Annotated in this window: 13 protein-coding genes and 2 pseudogenes; 12 read left to right on the top strand and 3 right to left on the bottom strand. The window is 47.5% G+C overall.

Annotation, left to right across the window (positions count from 1 at the left end; translation table 11 throughout):
* Window positions 1–117: 117 nt before the first annotated feature.
* Window positions 118–1,989: a PHA/PHB synthase family protein gene (locus H8K32_RS16925; RefSeq protein WP_186913733.1), complete on the bottom strand. Its 1,872-nt coding sequence runs from the start codon at window positions 1,987–1,989 to the stop codon at window positions 118–120.
* 121 nt (window positions 1,990–2,110) lie between these two features.
* On the opposite strand from H8K32_RS16925, the gene H8K32_RS16920 reads away from it, so the two are divergent.
* From H8K32_RS16920 to H8K32_RS16885, 9 genes and pseudogenes are all read left to right on the top strand, one after another.
* Complete coding sequence (locus H8K32_RS16920) at window positions 2,111–3,529, top strand: TolC family protein (RefSeq protein ID WP_186913732.1); 1,419 nt, start codon at window positions 2,111–2,113, stop codon at window positions 3,527–3,529.
* Between the two features lie 65 nt (window positions 3,530–3,594).
* A complete protein-coding gene (locus H8K32_RS16915; RefSeq protein WP_186913731.1) occupies window positions 3,595–4,707 on the top strand; it encodes an HlyD family secretion protein in 1,113 nt (370 codons plus the stop codon).
* Window positions 4,683–5,264 (top strand): annotated as a pseudogene (locus H8K32_RS20765) (ATP-binding cassette domain-containing protein); the annotation flags it as partial. The gene H8K32_RS16915 and the pseudogene H8K32_RS20765, both read left to right, overlap by 25 nt.
* Window positions 5,265–5,783: 519 nt before the next feature.
* A pseudogene (locus H8K32_RS20760) lies at window positions 5,784–6,749 on the top strand (ABC transporter ATP-binding protein); the annotation flags it as partial.
* Window positions 6,746–7,900, top strand: a complete 1,155-nt coding sequence (locus H8K32_RS16905; RefSeq protein WP_186913730.1) for an ABC transporter permease — start codon at window positions 6,746–6,748, stop codon at window positions 7,898–7,900. The pseudogene H8K32_RS20760 and the gene H8K32_RS16905, both read left to right, overlap by 4 nt.
* Before the next feature lie 17 nt (window positions 7,901–7,917).
* Window positions 7,918–9,072 carry an ABC transporter permease gene (locus H8K32_RS16900; protein ID WP_186913729.1) on the top strand — a complete coding sequence of 385 codons (1,155 nt, stop codon included), beginning with the start codon at window positions 7,918–7,920 and terminating at the stop codon, window positions 9,070–9,072.
* Window positions 9,073–9,146: 74 nt separating this feature from the next.
* On the top strand, window positions 9,147–9,926 hold the full coding sequence (gene fabI / locus H8K32_RS16895) for an enoyl-ACP reductase FabI (protein WP_186913728.1): 780 nt from the start codon (window positions 9,147–9,149) through the stop codon (window positions 9,924–9,926).
* A 54-nt stretch (window positions 9,927–9,980) separates the two neighbouring features.
* Window positions 9,981–11,405, top strand: coding sequence for a bifunctional enoyl-CoA hydratase/phosphate acetyltransferase (locus H8K32_RS16890; RefSeq protein WP_186913727.1), 1,425 nt, complete (start codon window positions 9,981–9,983; stop codon window positions 11,403–11,405).
* Window positions 11,402–12,619 (top strand): acetate/propionate family kinase, encoded by a 1,218-nt coding sequence (locus H8K32_RS16885; protein WP_186913726.1) that lies wholly within the window; start codon window positions 11,402–11,404, stop codon window positions 12,617–12,619. The genes H8K32_RS16890 and H8K32_RS16885 overlap by 4 nt, the downstream gene beginning before the upstream one ends.
* A gap of 3 nt (window positions 12,620–12,622) precedes the next feature.
* On the opposite strand, the gene H8K32_RS16880 is transcribed toward H8K32_RS16885, so the two are convergent.
* Together H8K32_RS16880 and H8K32_RS16875 are read right to left on the bottom strand one after the other, a co-directional pair.
* Complete coding sequence (locus H8K32_RS16880) at window positions 12,623–13,654, bottom strand: acyltransferase family protein (protein WP_186913725.1); 1,032 nt, start codon at window positions 13,652–13,654, stop codon at window positions 12,623–12,625.
* Window positions 13,655–13,780: 126 nt separating this feature from the next.
* Entirely contained in the window at window positions 13,781–15,202 is a 1,422-nt protein-coding gene (locus H8K32_RS16875) for a CoA transferase (protein WP_186913724.1), read from the bottom strand.
* A gap of 272 nt (window positions 15,203–15,474) precedes the next feature.
* On the opposite strand from H8K32_RS16875, the gene H8K32_RS16870 reads away from it, so the two are divergent.
* The 3 genes from H8K32_RS16870 (at window position 15,475) to H8K32_RS16860 (ending at window position 17,298) form a co-directional block, all read left to right on the top strand.
* Window positions 15,475–15,840, top strand: coding sequence for a c-type cytochrome (locus H8K32_RS16870; RefSeq protein WP_186913723.1), 366 nt, complete (start codon window positions 15,475–15,477; stop codon window positions 15,838–15,840).
* 278 nt (window positions 15,841–16,118) lie between these two features.
* Window positions 16,119–16,487, top strand: coding sequence for a DUF2946 family protein (locus tag H8K32_RS16865; RefSeq protein ID WP_186913722.1), 369 nt, complete (start codon window positions 16,119–16,121; stop codon window positions 16,485–16,487).
* Between the two features lie 214 nt (window positions 16,488–16,701).
* Complete coding sequence (locus tag H8K32_RS16860; protein WP_186913721.1) at window positions 16,702–17,298, top strand: Crp/Fnr family transcriptional regulator; 597 nt, start codon at window positions 16,702–16,704, stop codon at window positions 17,296–17,298.
* The last annotated feature ends 118 nt before the right edge of the window (window positions 17,299–17,416 follow it).

The raw sequence follows: 17,416 nt of genomic DNA, 5'->3' as shown, positions 1-17,416 counted from the left end.
ACGCTTCGACTGCCGTCGGTACTTCAAAGAATTCTGGCTTTATCTGGTTTGTCGCTCTACATTGAGCGCATGACCAAATAAAGCCCATTGTATTATTGGATGAACTTATTGCCCGTATTACTTTTCAAAAATATAGGTGCCTGGTGCTGCACCTAAATCTGTATCAGCCGATGGTTGTATGGCTTTGATTTGTTTTTCGTCGGAATGATTTTTCAACCATTGCTGCCAGAACGTCCACCAGGAACCTTGTTCTTTCAGCGCTTCAAATTGCCATTCATCTGGGTCGCTATAGGTCTTAGTGCGCATGTTTTGTGGCAGATATTGGTAGCTACGATGGGCATGTCCAGGCTCTGAAACAATACCTGCATTATGTCCGCCGGAAGCCAGTACAAATTCGATCGGTGCATCTGTAAAGACGTGAATTTTATATACCGAGCGCCACGGTGATACGTGGTCTTTGACGGTGCCTACTACAAACATAGGAACGCGTATATCATTAAGTGCAATCGCATGACCATGCACTTCATAGTGACCACGGGCTAAATCGTTATGTAAAAATAACTGCTTAAGATATTCACTATGCATGCGATATGGCAGACGCGTCGTGTCGGCATTCCACGACATCAGATCGTTCGGTTGAGCACGTAAGCCTAACTGATATTCACGCATAATTTTTGACCATATCAGGTCGCGCGAGTTGAGCAACTGAAATGAGCCAGACATTTGTTTGCCATCAAGATAGCCTTGCTTCCACATCAGCGCATCGAGCATTGCCAGCTGACTTTCATCGATAAATAAACCCAGCTCACCTGGTTCGCTAAAATCGGTTTGCGCAGCGAGCAGGGTTACGCTGGCGATGTTGGCGATATTGGTAATTTTAGCTTGCTCTGTTTTGGCGATATCATTTTCTTTGGCAAGAGCTGCAGCGCCAATCGATAATAAAGTACCCCCGAGACAGTAGCCGACTGTGTGAATTGCGTGACCTTTGACGGCGCGATTCGTTTCGCTTAGTGCTGCATACAAACCTTGTTCCAGATAATCATTCATTCCCAAATTGCGATCATCCTTATTCGGGTTTCTCCAGGAAATCATGAATACCGTATGACCTTGTTCTACCAGGAAGCGCACCATAGAGTTGTGGTGCGATAAATCCAGAATGTAGTATTTCATGATCCAAGAAGGAACAATGAGGATAGGCTCGGCAAACACTTTGCTGGTTTGCGGTGCATACTGAATTAATTCAATCAGATGATTGCGGAAGATGACTTTACCTGGTGTCAGGGCAACGTCTTTTCCGGGTTGATAGCTGGGTTGTGCTTCTGCTTCGTTATCTTGTTTAGTATTCGGAATTTCTAACCCCATATCCTGCAGTAAATGCACCAGACCCGAAGTCAGATTCTTACCGCCACTGGTAGTGCTGGCTGCAATTATTTCAGGATTGAGGACTGGGCTATTCGACGGTGAAACGACGTCTAACAATTGTCTGGCCATGAAATTGACCACATCTTCGTGATGTTCAGTCATTCCACGCACACCGCAGGTTGCATGCTGCCAAAAGTCCTGCGCCTGTAAAAATGCTTTACTCATCACATTAAATGGCCACTGTTCCCAGCCTTTGTCAGCAAAGCGTGTGTCCCCCGAATTAGTCGTCAGTACAGTGGGATCTACCTCATATGATGCGGGGTACACATTATGCAGGAAATTTTTTCTTAAGAATCCGGGCCATTCGGCAGTTTGTCTTTGCAGTAGACCGACTAACTCCATTTGCTTGCCTGGCGAGGTTGCCAGATGCATGGCCCAATCCATCCAGGCCAAACTGACACTTGCCGGAGAAATGCCTCCGGTCAATTTGGCGAGATGGTTTTGCAAGGCCATGTCGAGTGGATTGATGGTGTGTTCTTCGCCGCACGCAGAGCAAAATTCTGCATCAGACTTGGTTGAGCTGATGTTTGCGATGATCGGTAATGCGCTAACTGAGTTATTGCTCATCTGGATTCCTTAAGTGGAGTTTCTTGATTGTTGCAAAAATTATCAATGATGGACTTGATTCGGATCAATTTGATTGTGCATGTACAGCAATACACTACGATGACTATCTTTAGGTACTCCTATGCAAATTCCTGTTTTCTCTCTGTCATTTCGTTCAATTCTGGCTGTCACTACGGTTAATTCAGCTCGTGTGCAGCGCAATTTGAATGCAAAAAAGAACTTAAAAGCCGGTAAATTAAGATCATTTGCAAGAAGTTTGATCTACATCAATCTTGCGATGCTGAGTGCACATAGTTGGTCTGCTGAGTCTTTGCAACAAGCCTGGGATGTCGCTTTACAACGCGATCATACGCTTGCTGCATCGCAATATAGGCAGCAATCTGCGCAGCACCAGGTTAATGCTGCACAAGCCAATTACTTTCCCAAAGTGGCCTTAGAAACCGGTTATCTACGTACCGAATATGAACCAGCTGCCAAACTGAACATTCCGGCTTTGCCCTTTTTAAAGGGCGTGGCTCTGCCATTTGCACAGGATTCAGCGTATTGCGGTGGCGTGACCGTCTCAGCACCGATTTTTACCAGCGGAAAAATTTCTTCCGGTGTGGCAGCAGCCAAAGCGATGGCAGACGCAACCGAGGCACATGCCAATCTGACTCGCAGCGAACTCAAATTAGCGATTGCTCAATCTTATATTGCCGTTCTGCGCGCAGAGCACGCAGTGATGGTAACCACCAGTTATATCAGCGCCGTTCAACGGCACGAGACGGATGTACAGGAATTGTTTGAACATGGTTATGCCGCCAAACACGATTTGTTAGCGACCCAAGTCACGCTAGCCAATGCGCGGCAATTGGGATTGCAAGCAAGCAATGCACTCGAATTAGCACGTGCTGCCTACAATCGCTGGATGGGACGCCCTTATGAGCAGGTGGTGCAGTTGCAAGACATCGTAAATCCAACGGCAATTGACGATAAAAGCAATCTTGGTGTTTTGCTGACATCCGCAAATGAGCAGCGCCAAGAGTTGCAAGAACTGTCTAAACAAAGTGAAGCATACAAGAGTCAGGCGGCGAGTGTTCGTGCCGGTCACTTGCCGCAAATCGGTATCAGTGGTGGTTACAGCAAGCTAGAAAATAAATATCTGGCCGAAGATAAAGGCTGGTGGGTTGGTGTTGTGATGAAGTGGGATTTGTTCGATGGCGGCTTGATCAGGCAGCAGGCATCGGCGTTAGCCGCCAATGCACAAGCAGTGTCAGAAATGGAACAAGACACCCGTGAGCGCATTGCTTTGCAAGTGCGGCAATCCTGGTTATCCCATCAAGAAGCCAATGCCCGTATGCAGCTAGTCAATAAAGCCGTAGAGCAAGCCGATGAAAGTCTGGCGCTGGCACGTGAACGCTATCGTTCTGGTTTGGCACCAAATAGCGAAGTATTGGATGCCGAAACCAGTCGCTTACAAGCTTATTCAAATCGCGACAATGCGATTTATGACCGTGAGTTATCGCGTCTGCAATTGCAACATGCCGCGGGTAGTCTGTAAACATTCTTATGAGCATTTTGTACTCAATAAAATAATCCGTAAAGCAAGAATACGTAGGAAGATAAATGGAAAATAAAAATAAACTCTTAGGCCCAGTCCTCATAGGCATTGCTGCTGTAGTGATTGGTATCGGCGTGTTTTATTATTTTGCCGAAAGCCGCAAATTGCCTGAAGGTTTGATTGCAGCGAATGGGCGCATCGAAGGAGACCGCATTGTTGCCGCAGCCAAATATCCGGGGCGCGTGAGTAAAATGTTTGCCAAAGAAGGCGATACAGTCAAAGCTGGCGCAGTGGTCGCGCAACTGGAGGACGAAAGCTTTCAAGCAAAAGTAGAGCAAGCTCGTCAGGCTTTTCATGGCGCTGATGCGCAATTAAAAGCGGCACAAGCGAATCTTGATATTGCCCAACGCGAAGTACCTATGGGCGTTAGTGTTGCCGATGCCAGTGTAAGTCAGGCGCAGGCCATGTGGGCCAAAGCCAGTGCCGTCGAAGTGCAGGCAAAACTTGATGCGGCAAGAAACAAAGATTTGTTTGAACGTGGCGTGATAGAGCGTCATCGCTATGAACAAGCAGATCTGGCGTGGCAAGTTGCACAATCAGATGTGAAAGCGGCGCAGGAAGCGATTAACCGTGCTAAGCAAGGCTCAGCGCAAGCAGGGTTGGGGAACGATAAAATCAAAGCTAAACAGCAAGAAGTTGATGCTTTACGTGCACAGCGCGATCGCGCTGCTGCGGCCGTGACGGAGGCCGAATCAGTGTTATCTGATCTGGTGATCAAATCGCCTGGCACTGGCGTGGTATTAACCCGCTTGCGCGAACCCGGTGAAGTCGTCATGCCTGGTGGTTCACTTGTTGAAATTGTCGATCTCGACCATTTGTATTTAAAAGTCTACGTGCCGGAATCGAAAATTGGCCAACTCCGTTTAGGTTTGCCAGTCAGAATCTATACAGATGCGCAGCCAGATCAATTCTACGAGGCAACTGTCAGCTACATTTCTTCGCGTTCTGAATTCACGCCGAAAGAAGTGCAAACCACCGACGAGCGTGTCAAGCTAGTCTACGCGGTGAAATTAGTCATTACCAAAAATCCTGACCGCAAACTGACCCCCGGTATTCCTGCTGATGCGGTGATACGTTGGAAAGAAAACATCGCATGGCAAAAACCACGTTGGAACTGATGCCCACTCCGACGATGAATGCTGTGAATACCGACAAACCGCTTGATGCCCAAGTGGCAGACTCTGCACGTCCAGTGGTGGATGTGAATAATCTCATGAAACGCTATGGCGACAGTATCGCTATGGATGGTATTAGTTTACAGGTACAAGCGGGAGAAATTTACGGTCTGATCGGCCCCGATGGTGCTGGTAAAAGTAGTCTTTTGAAAGTAGTCGCTGGTGTGCTGGCGCACGACGCCGGTGATTTGCGTGTGTTTGATTGCCTGATTGATTCTGAAAAATCCAGCGAATTGGTGAAAGACAGAATTGGTTTGATGCCGCAAGGTCTGGGGCAGAATTTGTATGGCGATTTATCGGTAGAAGAAAATATCGATTATTTTGGCGGACTGCGTTTACTTAGCAAGCAAGAGCTAAGTTCTCGCAAAGAGGCGTTGCTACGCAGCACCCGTCTGGATAAGTTTCGCGATCGTCCGATGAAAAACTTGTCCGGTGGAATGAAGCAAAAATTAGGACTGGTTTGCACCCTGATTCATGAACCAAAACTGGTCATTCTTGATGAACCGACGACCGGTGTTGATCCTGTATCGCGACGCGAATTCTGGAGCATTTTAGCGCGACTGTTGAAGGAAAAAGGTATCACGGCCTTAGTATCGACTGCATATATGGACGAGGCCAGCCGCTTCCATCGTGTGTCGTTAATGCATGCCGGAAAAGTTCTTGCTTCTGGTGACCCTGAACAAATCAAAGCATTAGCCGTCGGCACGATCGTCAGCACTACTTGTGTTCAGATGGCGCAACAAGTTGATGCGGTAAAGCTTCTCTCACAACACTTCCCGCAAATGGAAGTGCTGGGACAAGAGATGCGTATGTTTGTCGATCAGGCCGATCCGGTTGTTGCAACAAAAGAATTGATGCAATGTCTGGACGGCATTCCTCAGCAGCATTCCGAGGTACTAGAGCCCGAATTAGAAGACGTTTTTATTGCCTTGTTGCGCCAAAAACATCTCGATAACGCAGATCAGAAAAAGGCTCGGCAACCCGCAGAAGTGTCAGCAAGCCAGCGCCATCCTGATCAGGGTTTAGCAATTGAAGCAGAAAATTTAAGCCGTACATTTGGCGCATTTAAGGCAGTGGATCAGGTTAGCTTTAGAGTACCGCAAGGTGAAATTTTCGGTTTGTTAGGTGCCAATGGTGCTGGCAAAAGCACCGTGATCAAAATGCTGACGGGTATTTTGAGTCAGACCTCAGGTAAAGGTAATGTCGCCGGCGCTGACGTGCGTACTTCCGGACGCCAGATCCGTGAACGTATCGGCTATATGTCGCAGGCTTTTTCTTTGTATCTGGATTTGTCGGTGCTGGAAAATATACGTCTCTATGCAGGTATCTATGGTCTGACCCGCAAAGAAACGGCAGCCCGCATGGATTGGATACTCGATATGGCTGGCTTACGTCCGTTCGGCAAAGCTTTAACGGGCAGTTTACCTATGGGCTTGAGACAACGTCTGGCTTTGGGCTGTGCTTTGATTCACAGACCGCAAGTACTATTTTTGGATGAGCCAACTTCCGGCGTTGACCCGATAGGTCGCAGAGCGTTTTGGGACGTGTTATTTCAGTTGTCGCGTGAGGAAAACGTGACGATCTTAGTAACGACGCACTACATGTCAGAGGCCGAACATTGCGATCACATCGCGCTCATGTATGCGGGTCGTGTGGTGGCTGATGCATCGCCAGAAAAACTGAAAGAAAATGTTGAAGCCGAGGCCGGAAAATTGGTTGAGATCCAAACCCCGGATCCACAAGCTGCACTTGATCTGTTGCAAGCTGATGGTTACACCAGTGCCGCTTTATTCGGACCGCGCATACATGTGTTGTTACTTGATCCGGAAGCTGATTCAGCTAAAATTTCAGAGATGTTAAAGCCGTTAGGCACACTCAAGATTGCTCCAAAAAAATTATCGATGGAAGACGTGTTCGTACACATCGTGACCAGGCTTGAGGCACAAGATGCGCAAAACGTACAGGCGAAAGGAGGGCGACCATGAATCTTCATCGTATCCGTGTGGTTGCCTACAAAGAGTGGCGTGAAATTATTCGCGATCGCCTGTTCTTTGCGTTGGCATTTATCGTGCCATCATTATTGATGCTCTTGTTTGGCTACGGCTTGTCGTTGGATGTCGAAAATATTCCGCTGGCGATCGTTGACTATGATCAGTCGGTGAGTTCACGTGATTATGCGCATCATTTTACGGACTCACGTTATTTTTCATTTCAAGGGTATGCGCAGCGTGAAAAAGACGTGGAAAAACTGCTGATCGATAATAGTCTGCGCGCTGTCATTGTGATTCCACCGCAATTCGGTGAAAACTTGCGCGGTGGCAGATCAGCCGATGTTCAAACCTGGATTGATGGCACTTTTCCGTTTCGTGCGTTGACGGCGAAAGGGTATGTGAATGCAATTAACGCTGCAATTAATCTCGACAATCTCGCGACTTATATTTCCGGTTTGACAGGCGTGAGTGAAGATCGTATTCGTGCCACTGCACAACCAGTGAAATTAGAAACCCGCTATTTATACAATCAGGAAGTCAAAAGTATCTGGTCAATGGCGCCCAAATTGATCATGGTAATTTTAATGTTGTCACCACCATTTCTTACTGCCTTGGGCGTTGTCAGGGAAAAAGAATCCGGCGCGATTTACAACGTTTATTCATCGACTTTGTCACGCGGAGAATATTTGATCGGCAAGCTCTTGCCGTATGTGGGTATTTCGGTTGTGAACGCCTGTGCTTTGACGGCATTTGCTTTATTGCTATTCGGGGCACCATTCAGAGGTGACCCTTTATTCTTTTTACTATCGACCATCCTGTATGTGATTTGTACGACGGGTATCGGTTTGCTGGTGTCAGTGGTTGTTAATACGCAGGTGGCGGCAATGGTGGGTACGTCGATTGTCACGGTAGTTCCGGCGGTTTTGTATTCAGGGATGATTATTCCTATTCCATCGTTGTCTGCGACTGCTGCTGTGATTGCACATATTTTACCAGGCATGTATTACTCGGAAATTGTGATCGGTAGCTTTTTAAAAGGCGTGGGTTTTACCTCGTTATGGATGGATATGTTGATTTTGACGCTCTATGCCACGGTGTTGTTTACGGCGGGATTTCTGGCGTTTCATAAACGTCCGGATCGTTGATGCGTGGAGAAAAAGAAATGAATTTTTTTATCAACCGTGTCTGGTGGAGTCGCTTACAGGCAATGACCTGGAAAGAGTTGCTGCAATTATTACGCGATCCCATTTTGCTGGTGTTTGTTTTGTATGCGTTTACTGCGGACATTTACAATGCTGCATCCGGTGTCTCGTTTCAACTCAATAACGCAGCGTTGGTGCTGTTTGATCTGGATCGCTCTGCTGCTTCGCGTGAATTGGCAGGCCGCTTTATGCCGCCGGAATTTCGCTGGATAGGTGGAATTAATCATGCGGAACAAGGTCAAAAGCTTCTAGACGATGGTAAGGCAATGGCGGTGCTGGATATTCCTCCGGGGTTTGGTGCTGCCATGTCGCGTGGGGAGAACAAAGCAGTGCAATTGCAGATCGATGCTGCCAATTCTGTGCAAGGTTTTTTGATGTCGGTTGATGCAACACAAATTATCGCCCGTTACGGTCTGGAGCAAAGCGCCGTGCGCCTGGGACTTGATAGTTCTGCAGCAATGGATGCTCCCGCCATTAACAATGCAACCCGCGTCTGGTTTAACCCAAATCAGAATGACGCCTGGTTTATGGGGATTTCTGAACTGCTTAACGTAGTGACTTTGTTTTCTATGTTGTTGCCTGCCGCAGCGATGGTCAGAGAGAAAGAGCGCGGCACGATAGAGCAATTACTTGTCTCACCGTTGTCACCTTTGCAGATTATGATACCCAAAATCATTGCGATGGTTGCGGTGATTTTAGGTGGTACTGCCTTAGGTTTATTTGGTATTTTGGTGCCGGTATTTTCAATACCAGTGGTAGGGAGTTTGTTCTTGTTCTTTGTTTTGAGTACCTTGTACATCAGCACTTTGGCGGGAATAGGGATACTCATTGCAACGGTGACCAATAACATGGCGCAGGCTGGCATGATGGTGATTCTGATTTTGGCACCGATGATGTTTTTGTCCGGTGCGTGGACGCCACCAGAAGCGATGCCTGCACTGATGCGTTTGGGGATGTACACGTCGCCTTTGTATTACTACATCAATGCCAGTTATGGCATTTTGCTCAAAGGTGCCGGGGTGATGGTGCTGTGGCCGATGTTTGTCGGGATATTGTTAATCGGTATGCTGGTCAGTGTTACCACCATCATCAGGTTTAAAAAGCAGTTTGGTTAAGAACATACAAGCAACACGTAAGCAACACACAAATAGCAAATTGAATTCGTCACTTCTTGAAAGTAGGGAATAACATGTCTGAAAATAAGTCAGTTTTTTCTTTGCAAGGTAAGCGCGGCTTGATTATCGGTCTCGCCAACGAACATAGTATTGCGTACGGCTGTGCTTTGGTCTCACATCAACTTGGGGCTGAATTGATGGTCTCTTGTGTGAATCAAAAGGCTGAACCTTATGTCAAACCATTAGCAGATCAAATGAACGCGACTTTAGTCACCTGTAATGTGGAGGAAGACGGTGCTTTAGAAAGTCTGGTGGCGCAGGCAGTTGCGCAATTTGGTCAATTAGATTTTGTGATTCACTCGATTGCCTGGGCACCTTTGGATGATTTGCATGGGCGAGTGATTGATAGTTCCAGTACCGGATTTTTACGTTCCATGAACGTTTCTTGCCATTCATTTGCTCAGGTAGCGAAATTATGTGAGCCACATTTAAGCCCGGACGCAAGCCTGATTACGATGAGTTATCTGGGGGCTGAAGAAGCCGTTGCACATTACGGCTTGATGGGGCCGGTCAAGGCTGCATTGGAATCCCTGGTTCGTTATCTGGCAACAGAATTGGGCGAGAAAGGTATTCGGGTTCATGCAATTTCGCCGGGTCCAATTCCGACCCGCGCCGCTTCTGGATTATTAGAATTTGATACATTGATGGAAAAAGCGATCCAACGTTCTCCACTCAAACGTTTGGTTACACTTGAAGAGGTGGGACAATTGGCGGCATTTTTGATCAGCAATGCATCGTCAGGCATGACAGGGCAAACCTTGTATGTCGATGGCGGCTATCACATCGTTAACTAAGTCCTTTAAAGTTACCAGTGAACATTATTTCAGTTCCATCACGGAGAATGAACAATGAACGATCCAGTGTATCCGGTCAATAATGACCAAGAAATGATTTCCAATGTTGTTTATGACGATATCACGATCGGCCAGACGGCCAGTCAGACCCGTACGCTGACACAAGCCGATATTCAGGCTTTTGCGTCGATTTCGGGCGATGTGAATCCAGCGCATCTGGATAAAGAATATGCTGAGAACACTTTATTCCATGGAGTGATTGCTCATGGTATGTGGGGTGGTGCTTTGATTTCGACGATTCTGGGTACCCGTCTGCCAGGGCCTGGAACGATTTATCTGGAACAAAACCTACATTTTTCCAGACCAGTTCGCATCGGCGATACCTTGACGATTTCGGCAACAGTCATCGCCAAAGACGATGAAAAAAAGCGCGTTACACTTGATTGTGAGATCGTAAATCAACACGGTGTCAAAGTCGTGTACGGTAATGCGCTCGTGATTGCGCCAACTGAACGCGTGACGCGTCAGCGGACAGTATTACCGACCATGGCCTTGTTTGATCTGGGCGCAAGACAAAAAGCCTTGATCGATAGCGTTGCTGACCTTCCTGCTATTCGTTGTGCTGTCGTGCATCCGTGTGATGCAGATTCTTTGCAGGGTGCTTTAGATGCGGCAAAGCAGGGTTTGATTATTCCCGTTTTGATCGCGCCGAAAGCTAAGCTGTTAGGGGTCGCCAGTGCAGCTGGACTCGACATCAGCGGTGTCGAAATCGTTGACGTAGCACATAGTCACGCTGCCGCTGATAAAGCCGTAGAAATGGCCGCAGCAGGTGAAGTCGAAGCCTTGATGAAAGGCAGTTTGCATACTGATGAGTTAATGTCCGCAGTTGTACACTGTGTTGGCTTGAAAACCAAATTCCGTCTGTCGCATGTATTTCACCTTGATGTACCTATGTACCACAAGGTATTGTTATTGACCGATGCAGCACTGAATATTGCACCAACATTGATGGAAAAAGCAGATATTCTGCAAAACGTGATTAATCTCGCGCAAGCATTAAAAATCGCACAACCCAAAGTCGCGTTGTTATCCGCGGTGGAAACCGTCAATCCCAAAATGTCTTCAACGATCGATGCTGCGGCTTTGTGCAAAATGGTACAGCGTAAGCAAATCAAAGGCGGTATTGTGGATGGCCCACTGGCGTTTGATAATGCGATTTCTGCTGAAGCTGCACGCATCAAAGGCATTGATTCACCGGTCGCAGGGGATGTGGATATTCTGATGGTGCCTGATCTGGAATCTGGCAATATGCTGGCCAAGCAATTTGAATATCTGGCAGGTGCAGCAACGTGTGGTGTAGTACTCGGAGCACGGGTGCCGATTGCTTTGACGAGCCGCGCGGATGGCCCTAGTTCGCGGGTAGCTTCGGCAGCACTGGTTAAATTGCTGGCGAATGAATACAGAAAGAATGCCCCATGAACCAACACGCCATTCTGGCCGTCAATGCGGGATCATCTTCGATCAAATTTGCGTTATATCCTGTGCATCACACTCTGGTGGATGCAGCGGATATCTCCGGTGTGGTAGAAGGTCTGGAACCTGGCGGAGCGGCAAGCATCAGTCTTGCTATCCGAGGTGAGAAACAAGTGTTTCCTTTGTTTGGCGATGCGAAGGACGAAAAGCAGAAATTCGCGCTTGCCTTAAACAGCTTACGTTTACTGTTGGAACAGCACAGCCAGGAGATGACAGTGGTCGCTGTCGCACATCGTATTGTGCATGGTGGTGAGCGATACGCCCAGTCGGTGGTGATTGATGCGAACACAATGACATATTTGCAAAGTCTCAATTCACTGGCACCTCTGCATCAACCGCACAATCTGGAAGGCGTATTCGCGTTTCAAAAAGCTTATCCGGATTTGCCTCAGATTGCGTGCTTTGATACGGGTTTTCATGCCAATTTGCCGCTTAATGAGCGTACCGTGGCGCTACCATTGGCTTTGCGTGAAACCGGCATTCGTCGCTACGGTTTTCATGGTTTGTCTTATCGTTATGTCGCAGGTCGCTTAGCGCAACGATCAGAAAATTCTCAGCAACGCGTCATCATGGCGCATCTGGGCAATGGTGCGAGCGCCTGCGCGATGTTGAATGGTCAGAGTATCGCTACCACCATGGGCTTTTCTGCTTTAGATGGTTTAATGATGGGAACGCGCTGTGGCGCGCTTGATCCGGGTATTTTGCTCCATTTATTGCAGGCTGGATGGGATGCAAAACGCATAGAAAAAACCTTGTATAAAGAATCGGGCTTACTCGGTGTTTCTGGTGTGTCAGCAGATATGCGCACCTTAAGGCAAAGCAACGATCCGCAGGCACAAGCAGCAATTGACATGTTTGTTTATCGCGTCACCAGAGAATCGGGTGCCTTAGCCGCGTGTCTGAACGGGGTTGATGTGCTCGCCTTTACCGGTGGGATCGGTGAGCATGATGCGCAGTTACGCGCTGATGTGGTCGCAGGATTGGCATATCTGGGTTTTAAGATTGATCTGGAAAAAAATCTGGCTGCCCACGGTGATCAAATTGCTGCAATTCATGCCAGCGATAGTCAGCAGGAAATCTGGGTGATTCCTACTGATGAGGGACGGATTGCCGCGATGGATGCTGCGGCGATTTTAGCGGCGGCCGGTCAGGCTATGTGAGAATTAATTCATTCGCCGTTTTAGTGATAAAAATGGTGGTGGAGCAAACAGATAGCGTAACCCGGGCAATGACGTTTTTTTTGATAACTGGAAAACCGTGATTGGCACTAGTATTCCGATCACGGTACCCAGAATCAGATGTATCGATGCATTGTCGATGTACAGGAATTTATTCAGGATAATACGCACACCACTGCCGGCCAGTATATGCATTAAAAAGATAGGCATAGAACAGGTGCCAAACAATGTCAGGCATTTCAACATGCCCAATTCAGCTTTTGCTAATACGAATCCCAGGCTACACACCATCGTGATTCCTGATAAAGCCAGCGGCAGAGCCAGCAAGGATTGATCGGAATAAATCAAACCCAGTTTGCCATGGAACAGCCACGCCAGACAGCCAAACAGTAATCCACTGATGGCGCAAACAATGGATGCGTGCTCAATGATGAAGTCTTTCCAGACACGCACTTGTGAACCTAAATAAAAGTAAATAAGATATGTCGCCAAAAAATCGACAGGAAAGGGTAACTGCACGTAAAAGCGTGATATCCACGCAGCGATTAATATCAGTGGCACGAACAAGGCTGCAGCGCCACGTTGCTCTCTGTAGGTAAGTGCCATCAATACGAATACAACGAAGAGCACGTAAAGAAACCAGAATTGTGCGCGTGGTTGCCATAACAACGATAGCACATCATCCACGCTGGTTTTTGTAGTAGTAAATCGTGACAAGAATACTTCGGTAAAGCCTTGCAGTAACGACCACAACACGTAAGGGTAGAAAACGCTATCCACTTTATCTAAGATTAGACGCTGACGGCCGTACTTGTTAAGTGAAGGAATGAAAAATATCCCCGACAACAAGAAAAACAGCGGCATATGAAAGCTGTAAATGATGCTGTCAATCAGTTTAAATAGCTTCGCGTCCATCACTATTCCGGCATTGTACGCACCGCGACTGACGTGACCGTAGACGACCAGTAAAATGCCTATGCCTTTAGCGTAATCTACCCAATGGTCGCGGTTTTGCATGTTCAGAATGGAATTGACAGAAGTTGGTGAGCGGTGCCGCGTATTTTATGCCTACCATCCTTCCTTGACAGCATTTACGACTTTCTTTCTTTCATTTTTAACTAGTTTTTACACTTGAAGACAATACTACTGCCAGTTCGCTCTGTTTGTTCCCAAAAGTCCGGCTGGCTTATCCCATTGCATGGGCGCGCCTTGGATTTTTAGTGGTGGTAACAGGCGTTGCAAAGCGCCCCAGACGGTGTGCTCCACAACTGGTGTATGGTCAGTGTCATTCTTTGCTTCAAAACTTAAGCCGGGTTGCCGTGGTACTGAGCCTGCGATCAGTAATTCTGCTGTCCTGGCGAGTGATAAGCGCATTTCGCTGCCAAGACCATGCAAGTAGCGCTGTTGCAATCCGCGAATAACGGCAGCCGCGATCATGTAGCCTGTTGCGTGATCCAAGGCTTGAACTGGCAGGGGCGTAGGTTGTGTTTTGCCGTAGTGATGCATACCAAAGTCAGCAATCCCACAGCTCATTTGCACCAGACTATCGAAACCGCGTCGATACTGCCATGGGCCACTGTGGCCATAGGCATTCAGACTAACGTCGATCAATGCTGGATTGATTCGGCGACGACTTTCAGCATCCAGCCCCAATGCTGCCAGAGCATCAGCGCGATAGCCATGAACCAGCACATCGGCTTCGCTCAGCAAGTGTTCAAATTGCTTTCTATCATCAGATTTCTTTAAGTCTAGTCGGGCACATCGTTTGCCTATCGTCAGTTCAGCCAATATCGTAGGTTCATCCCATTCAGGTGGATCGATTCGAAGTACGTCAGCACCGTAACCCGCTAAAAATCGAGTAGCTACAGGCCCGGCGATAATACGGGTTAAGTCGAGTACCCGTATGCCTTGCAGTGGTCGGTGCGGATCGATTTTCCAGTGCTTTTTGCCATCAGATGGATAAGCTTGAATATGGATGAGCGGCTCGTGGGCAACCGCTTGTCCTTGCGGATGCGCTTGCCAGGTTTGTCTGTCATGCATTACTGCGGCGCAACCATGTTGTGCAACGATGGCGTCCTCCAGCTCTTGTGAGTTCCAGCCCGCTACGGTATTGCTGACGGCGTCTTTATCGGCAGTGCATCCCAAAACTGCCAGCGCCGCAGCCCGGTGATGTGGTGCATTGGTATGTAGACGTATCCATCCGTCCGTAGTTTGATAAACACCGGCAATCGCATCCCATGCCGGTGGCAGAGTCCAGCCGCGAGGACGTACCGAAGAATCAAACCAAAATGAACTAAGTCTTCGGTCTATTTGTAACGATGGTGCCTGAGTGCCAGAATGGGCGATCAATTCGCTCAAGGCTTGGCCGGCGCTCGCAATGGACGCTGTCGCTAGTTCTGTGACGGCGAAAGCAGACGGCAACCCACCGAGACTAGTCACTTCAAGTTGTGGCGTTGCACTTAATGCCGAGTTGGCGAAAGTGCCAAAGGCATTTTTAATTTCCTGAATAAAATAAGCGACTGATTGAGCTTCGTATTGATTCGTCACGGAAGTGATTTCTGGCATCGTTGTCTTTCAATAGGCGAACGTTTTGTTTCAGTATTGGGCCTTTAAAGACCCGACTTGGTGTCAACAGTAAGGCAGTGCGTGCCAGACAAAATTTCTGCGTACGCCGTAAAATGCTGCTATGGAAAAAATCGTATAGCGATTTTTTCTAGACCGGATGTTATATCGCGTAGGAATTCGCTGCTCTCTGATCTGTTTTAATATTGGCGCTGAGTCAGTTTGATAATTTATTAAAATTATATCCTTTGCTTACAATCGATGATGAGAAGAAAATGGGAAATTTAAAAAAACCTGCTGCGCAATATGTATCTTGCCTGATCCTGATGGTCTTTTTCGTCAGTCTGATGATGACGGAGGCCACTTTCGCAGCCACGACAACTTCGCGGATTCCTCAGGGGCGCTCAGGCGCGACGATATTCACTTTGATGTGCGCCGAGTGTCATGTGACTGGTATCAGCGGTGCCCCTAAGGTAAGCGATAAAGCCGCCTGGGCAGTGAGATTAAAACAAACTCCTGACACCTTGATTGAACATGCTTTACACGGCTACAAATTGATGCCAGCGCGCGGTTCATGCAGTAGCTGTTCGGATATAGAAATCAAAGCCGCAGTTGAGTATATGTTGGAAAAAGTAAAGTAGTCATGAACTTGATACGAGCGTGACATGAGCGGGACACAGGGGCGACCACCGATCGTGGCTTTTTTACATGGTGACGATTGATTTGGATTAATCGTTTTTAGTAGTTAAGCTTGAGTTTTACAAATCCAATAGATCTTAACCTTGAATTTCTGGTATGGTGAACTACTGAAAATTGCTTATCGTTTAAATATTCAACTCTTCATTCGATTAATTTCTTTCTTGTGCGCATAGTCAAACTTTATCAACGTCGTCATCAACGCTTTCCTCAGAGGCGTTTCGTGATCAGCTGGATTGCCGCATTGGCAATCTTGTTGAACGGCTTGATGCCATTGATTTCGCAGGCCGTAGACAATGCTGCAAATGGCAATCGGGCGGCTCTTGAATGGCGTGAAGTATGTTCGACAACGGGAAGCAAATGGATAAGCAGTAGTCGTGATGCCAAACCAGTCGATCTGCCATCGCTATTCCATGCGAAGTATTGCGATTACTGTTTTACGCATGCGGCTTCATTTGGATTGCCGCCTGTCAGTGATTTTAGTTTTTTAGCTCCCTCGTTTAGCTTTCATCATCACTCGCAATCAAGCCAGCAATTTCTACTGATTGCTGCTTGGATTTCCCCCGCTGTGCGTGCCCCACCCACTCTCTGACTCTTTTGATTCTTTTTACTGGTCACGTGCCAAAGACGCAGATCAGCTTAGACCACTTGAGTACAGCTCGACCCTATTGCTGCGTTGCATAGCAATTGCATACGCATCTCGTCTGGCTTGTTACGCCTTGTTGGTAATCTATGATGAGCAAATTAATCAATGTTGTCATACAAATGACTGAATCTGTATGACACAGTATGGGATAGAGTTAAACATGAAAACCACAGAAAAAATGACGTTACGTCGCCATCTTTTACCTCGCCAATCCATGGCTGACGATGATTTACAAGTGTTATGGCGAATAGAAAAAGGCGCCATGCGTATCGATAGTCAGACGGGTGATGAACCTGCGAGTTTTGTCCGATTAGCCCTGCCTGGCGATTTATTAGGCGTGGAGCATTTTGTTGGCGTGTCAGATACGTTGACAATACGAGCTATCACAGAAGTGAGCTTGTCGCCGGTTTCTTATCTGGATGACAGGCAACTGACAAAATTGCTGATGTCCGCCGTTTTTACCAGCTATCAGCGTTGCCGCGAGGCGGTTAGCTTGAGATCTGGCCCAGTTGATGAACGTGTCAAGCGCTTACTACGTTTGTTAGCGGAGGAAAGTGATACTGATATAAATAAAGCCAGTTCTTGCGTATTGCCAAGTCTGGGAAACATCGCAGAGATTATCCATTCCACCAGAGAGACAGTATGCCGGGTACTGAACAGTTTAAAAGAAGCACGCTTACTCGCGTATGGTGATCCGGAAAAAATGAAACGCAGGCATTTAGAAAACCGTGAGCATTTACTGCAACTGTCTGCATAAAAGCGCAGTCATTTACCAATAGTAGAGTGGGTGTAACTCGCGCTGCATCGAGGTTTTATCAGAATTGGCGCTTGCATCCGCCCTAAAGTAGTAAGCATAAGAAAACGGGGAGCTAGCC

The organism is Cognatundibacterium jejuense, assembly GCF_014284255.1.
In the GTDB taxonomy this organism is placed as follows: domain Bacteria; phylum Pseudomonadota; class Gammaproteobacteria; order Burkholderiales; family Burkholderiaceae_D; genus Undibacterium; species Undibacterium jejuense.
The sequence above is the reverse complement of the archived record's forward strand: the minus strand, read 5'-3'. Positions and strand labels throughout refer to the sequence as shown.

Bases quoted from the DNA above. Each gene is read 5' to 3' on its own strand.
- H8K32_RS16885 (WP_186913726.1), top strand. From the start codon at position 11,402: ATGAACCAACACGCCATTCTGGCCGTCAATGCGGGATCATCTTCGATC.
- H8K32_RS16920 (WP_186913732.1), top strand. From the start codon at position 2,111: ATGCAAATTCCTGTTTTCTCTCTGTCATTTCGTTCAATTCTGGCTGTC.
- H8K32_RS16875 (WP_186913724.1), bottom strand. From the start codon at position 15,202: ATGCCAGAAATCACTTCCGTGACGAATCAATACGAAGCTCAATCAGTC.
- H8K32_RS16870 (WP_186913723.1), top strand. From the start codon at position 15,475: ATGGGAAATTTAAAAAAACCTGCTGCGCAATATGTATCTTGCCTGATC.
- H8K32_RS16860 (WP_186913721.1), top strand. From the start codon at position 16,702: ATGAAAACCACAGAAAAAATGACGTTACGTCGCCATCTTTTACCTCGC.
- H8K32_RS16900 (WP_186913729.1), top strand. From the start codon at position 7,918: ATGAATTTTTTTATCAACCGTGTCTGGTGGAGTCGCTTACAGGCAATG.
- H8K32_RS16905 (WP_186913730.1), top strand. From the start codon at position 6,746: ATGAATCTTCATCGTATCCGTGTGGTTGCCTACAAAGAGTGGCGTGAA.
- H8K32_RS16925 (WP_186913733.1), bottom strand. From the start codon at position 1,989: ATGAGCAATAACTCAGTTAGCGCATTACCGATCATCGCAAACATCAGC.
- fabI (WP_186913728.1), top strand. From the start codon at position 9,147: ATGTCTGAAAATAAGTCAGTTTTTTCTTTGCAAGGTAAGCGCGGCTTG.
- H8K32_RS16915 (WP_186913731.1), top strand. From the start codon at position 3,595: ATGGAAAATAAAAATAAACTCTTAGGCCCAGTCCTCATAGGCATTGCT.
- H8K32_RS16890 (WP_186913727.1), top strand. From the start codon at position 9,981: ATGAACGATCCAGTGTATCCGGTCAATAATGACCAAGAAATGATTTCC.
- H8K32_RS16880 (WP_186913725.1), bottom strand. From the start codon at position 13,654: ATGCAAAACCGCGACCATTGGGTAGATTACGCTAAAGGCATAGGCATT.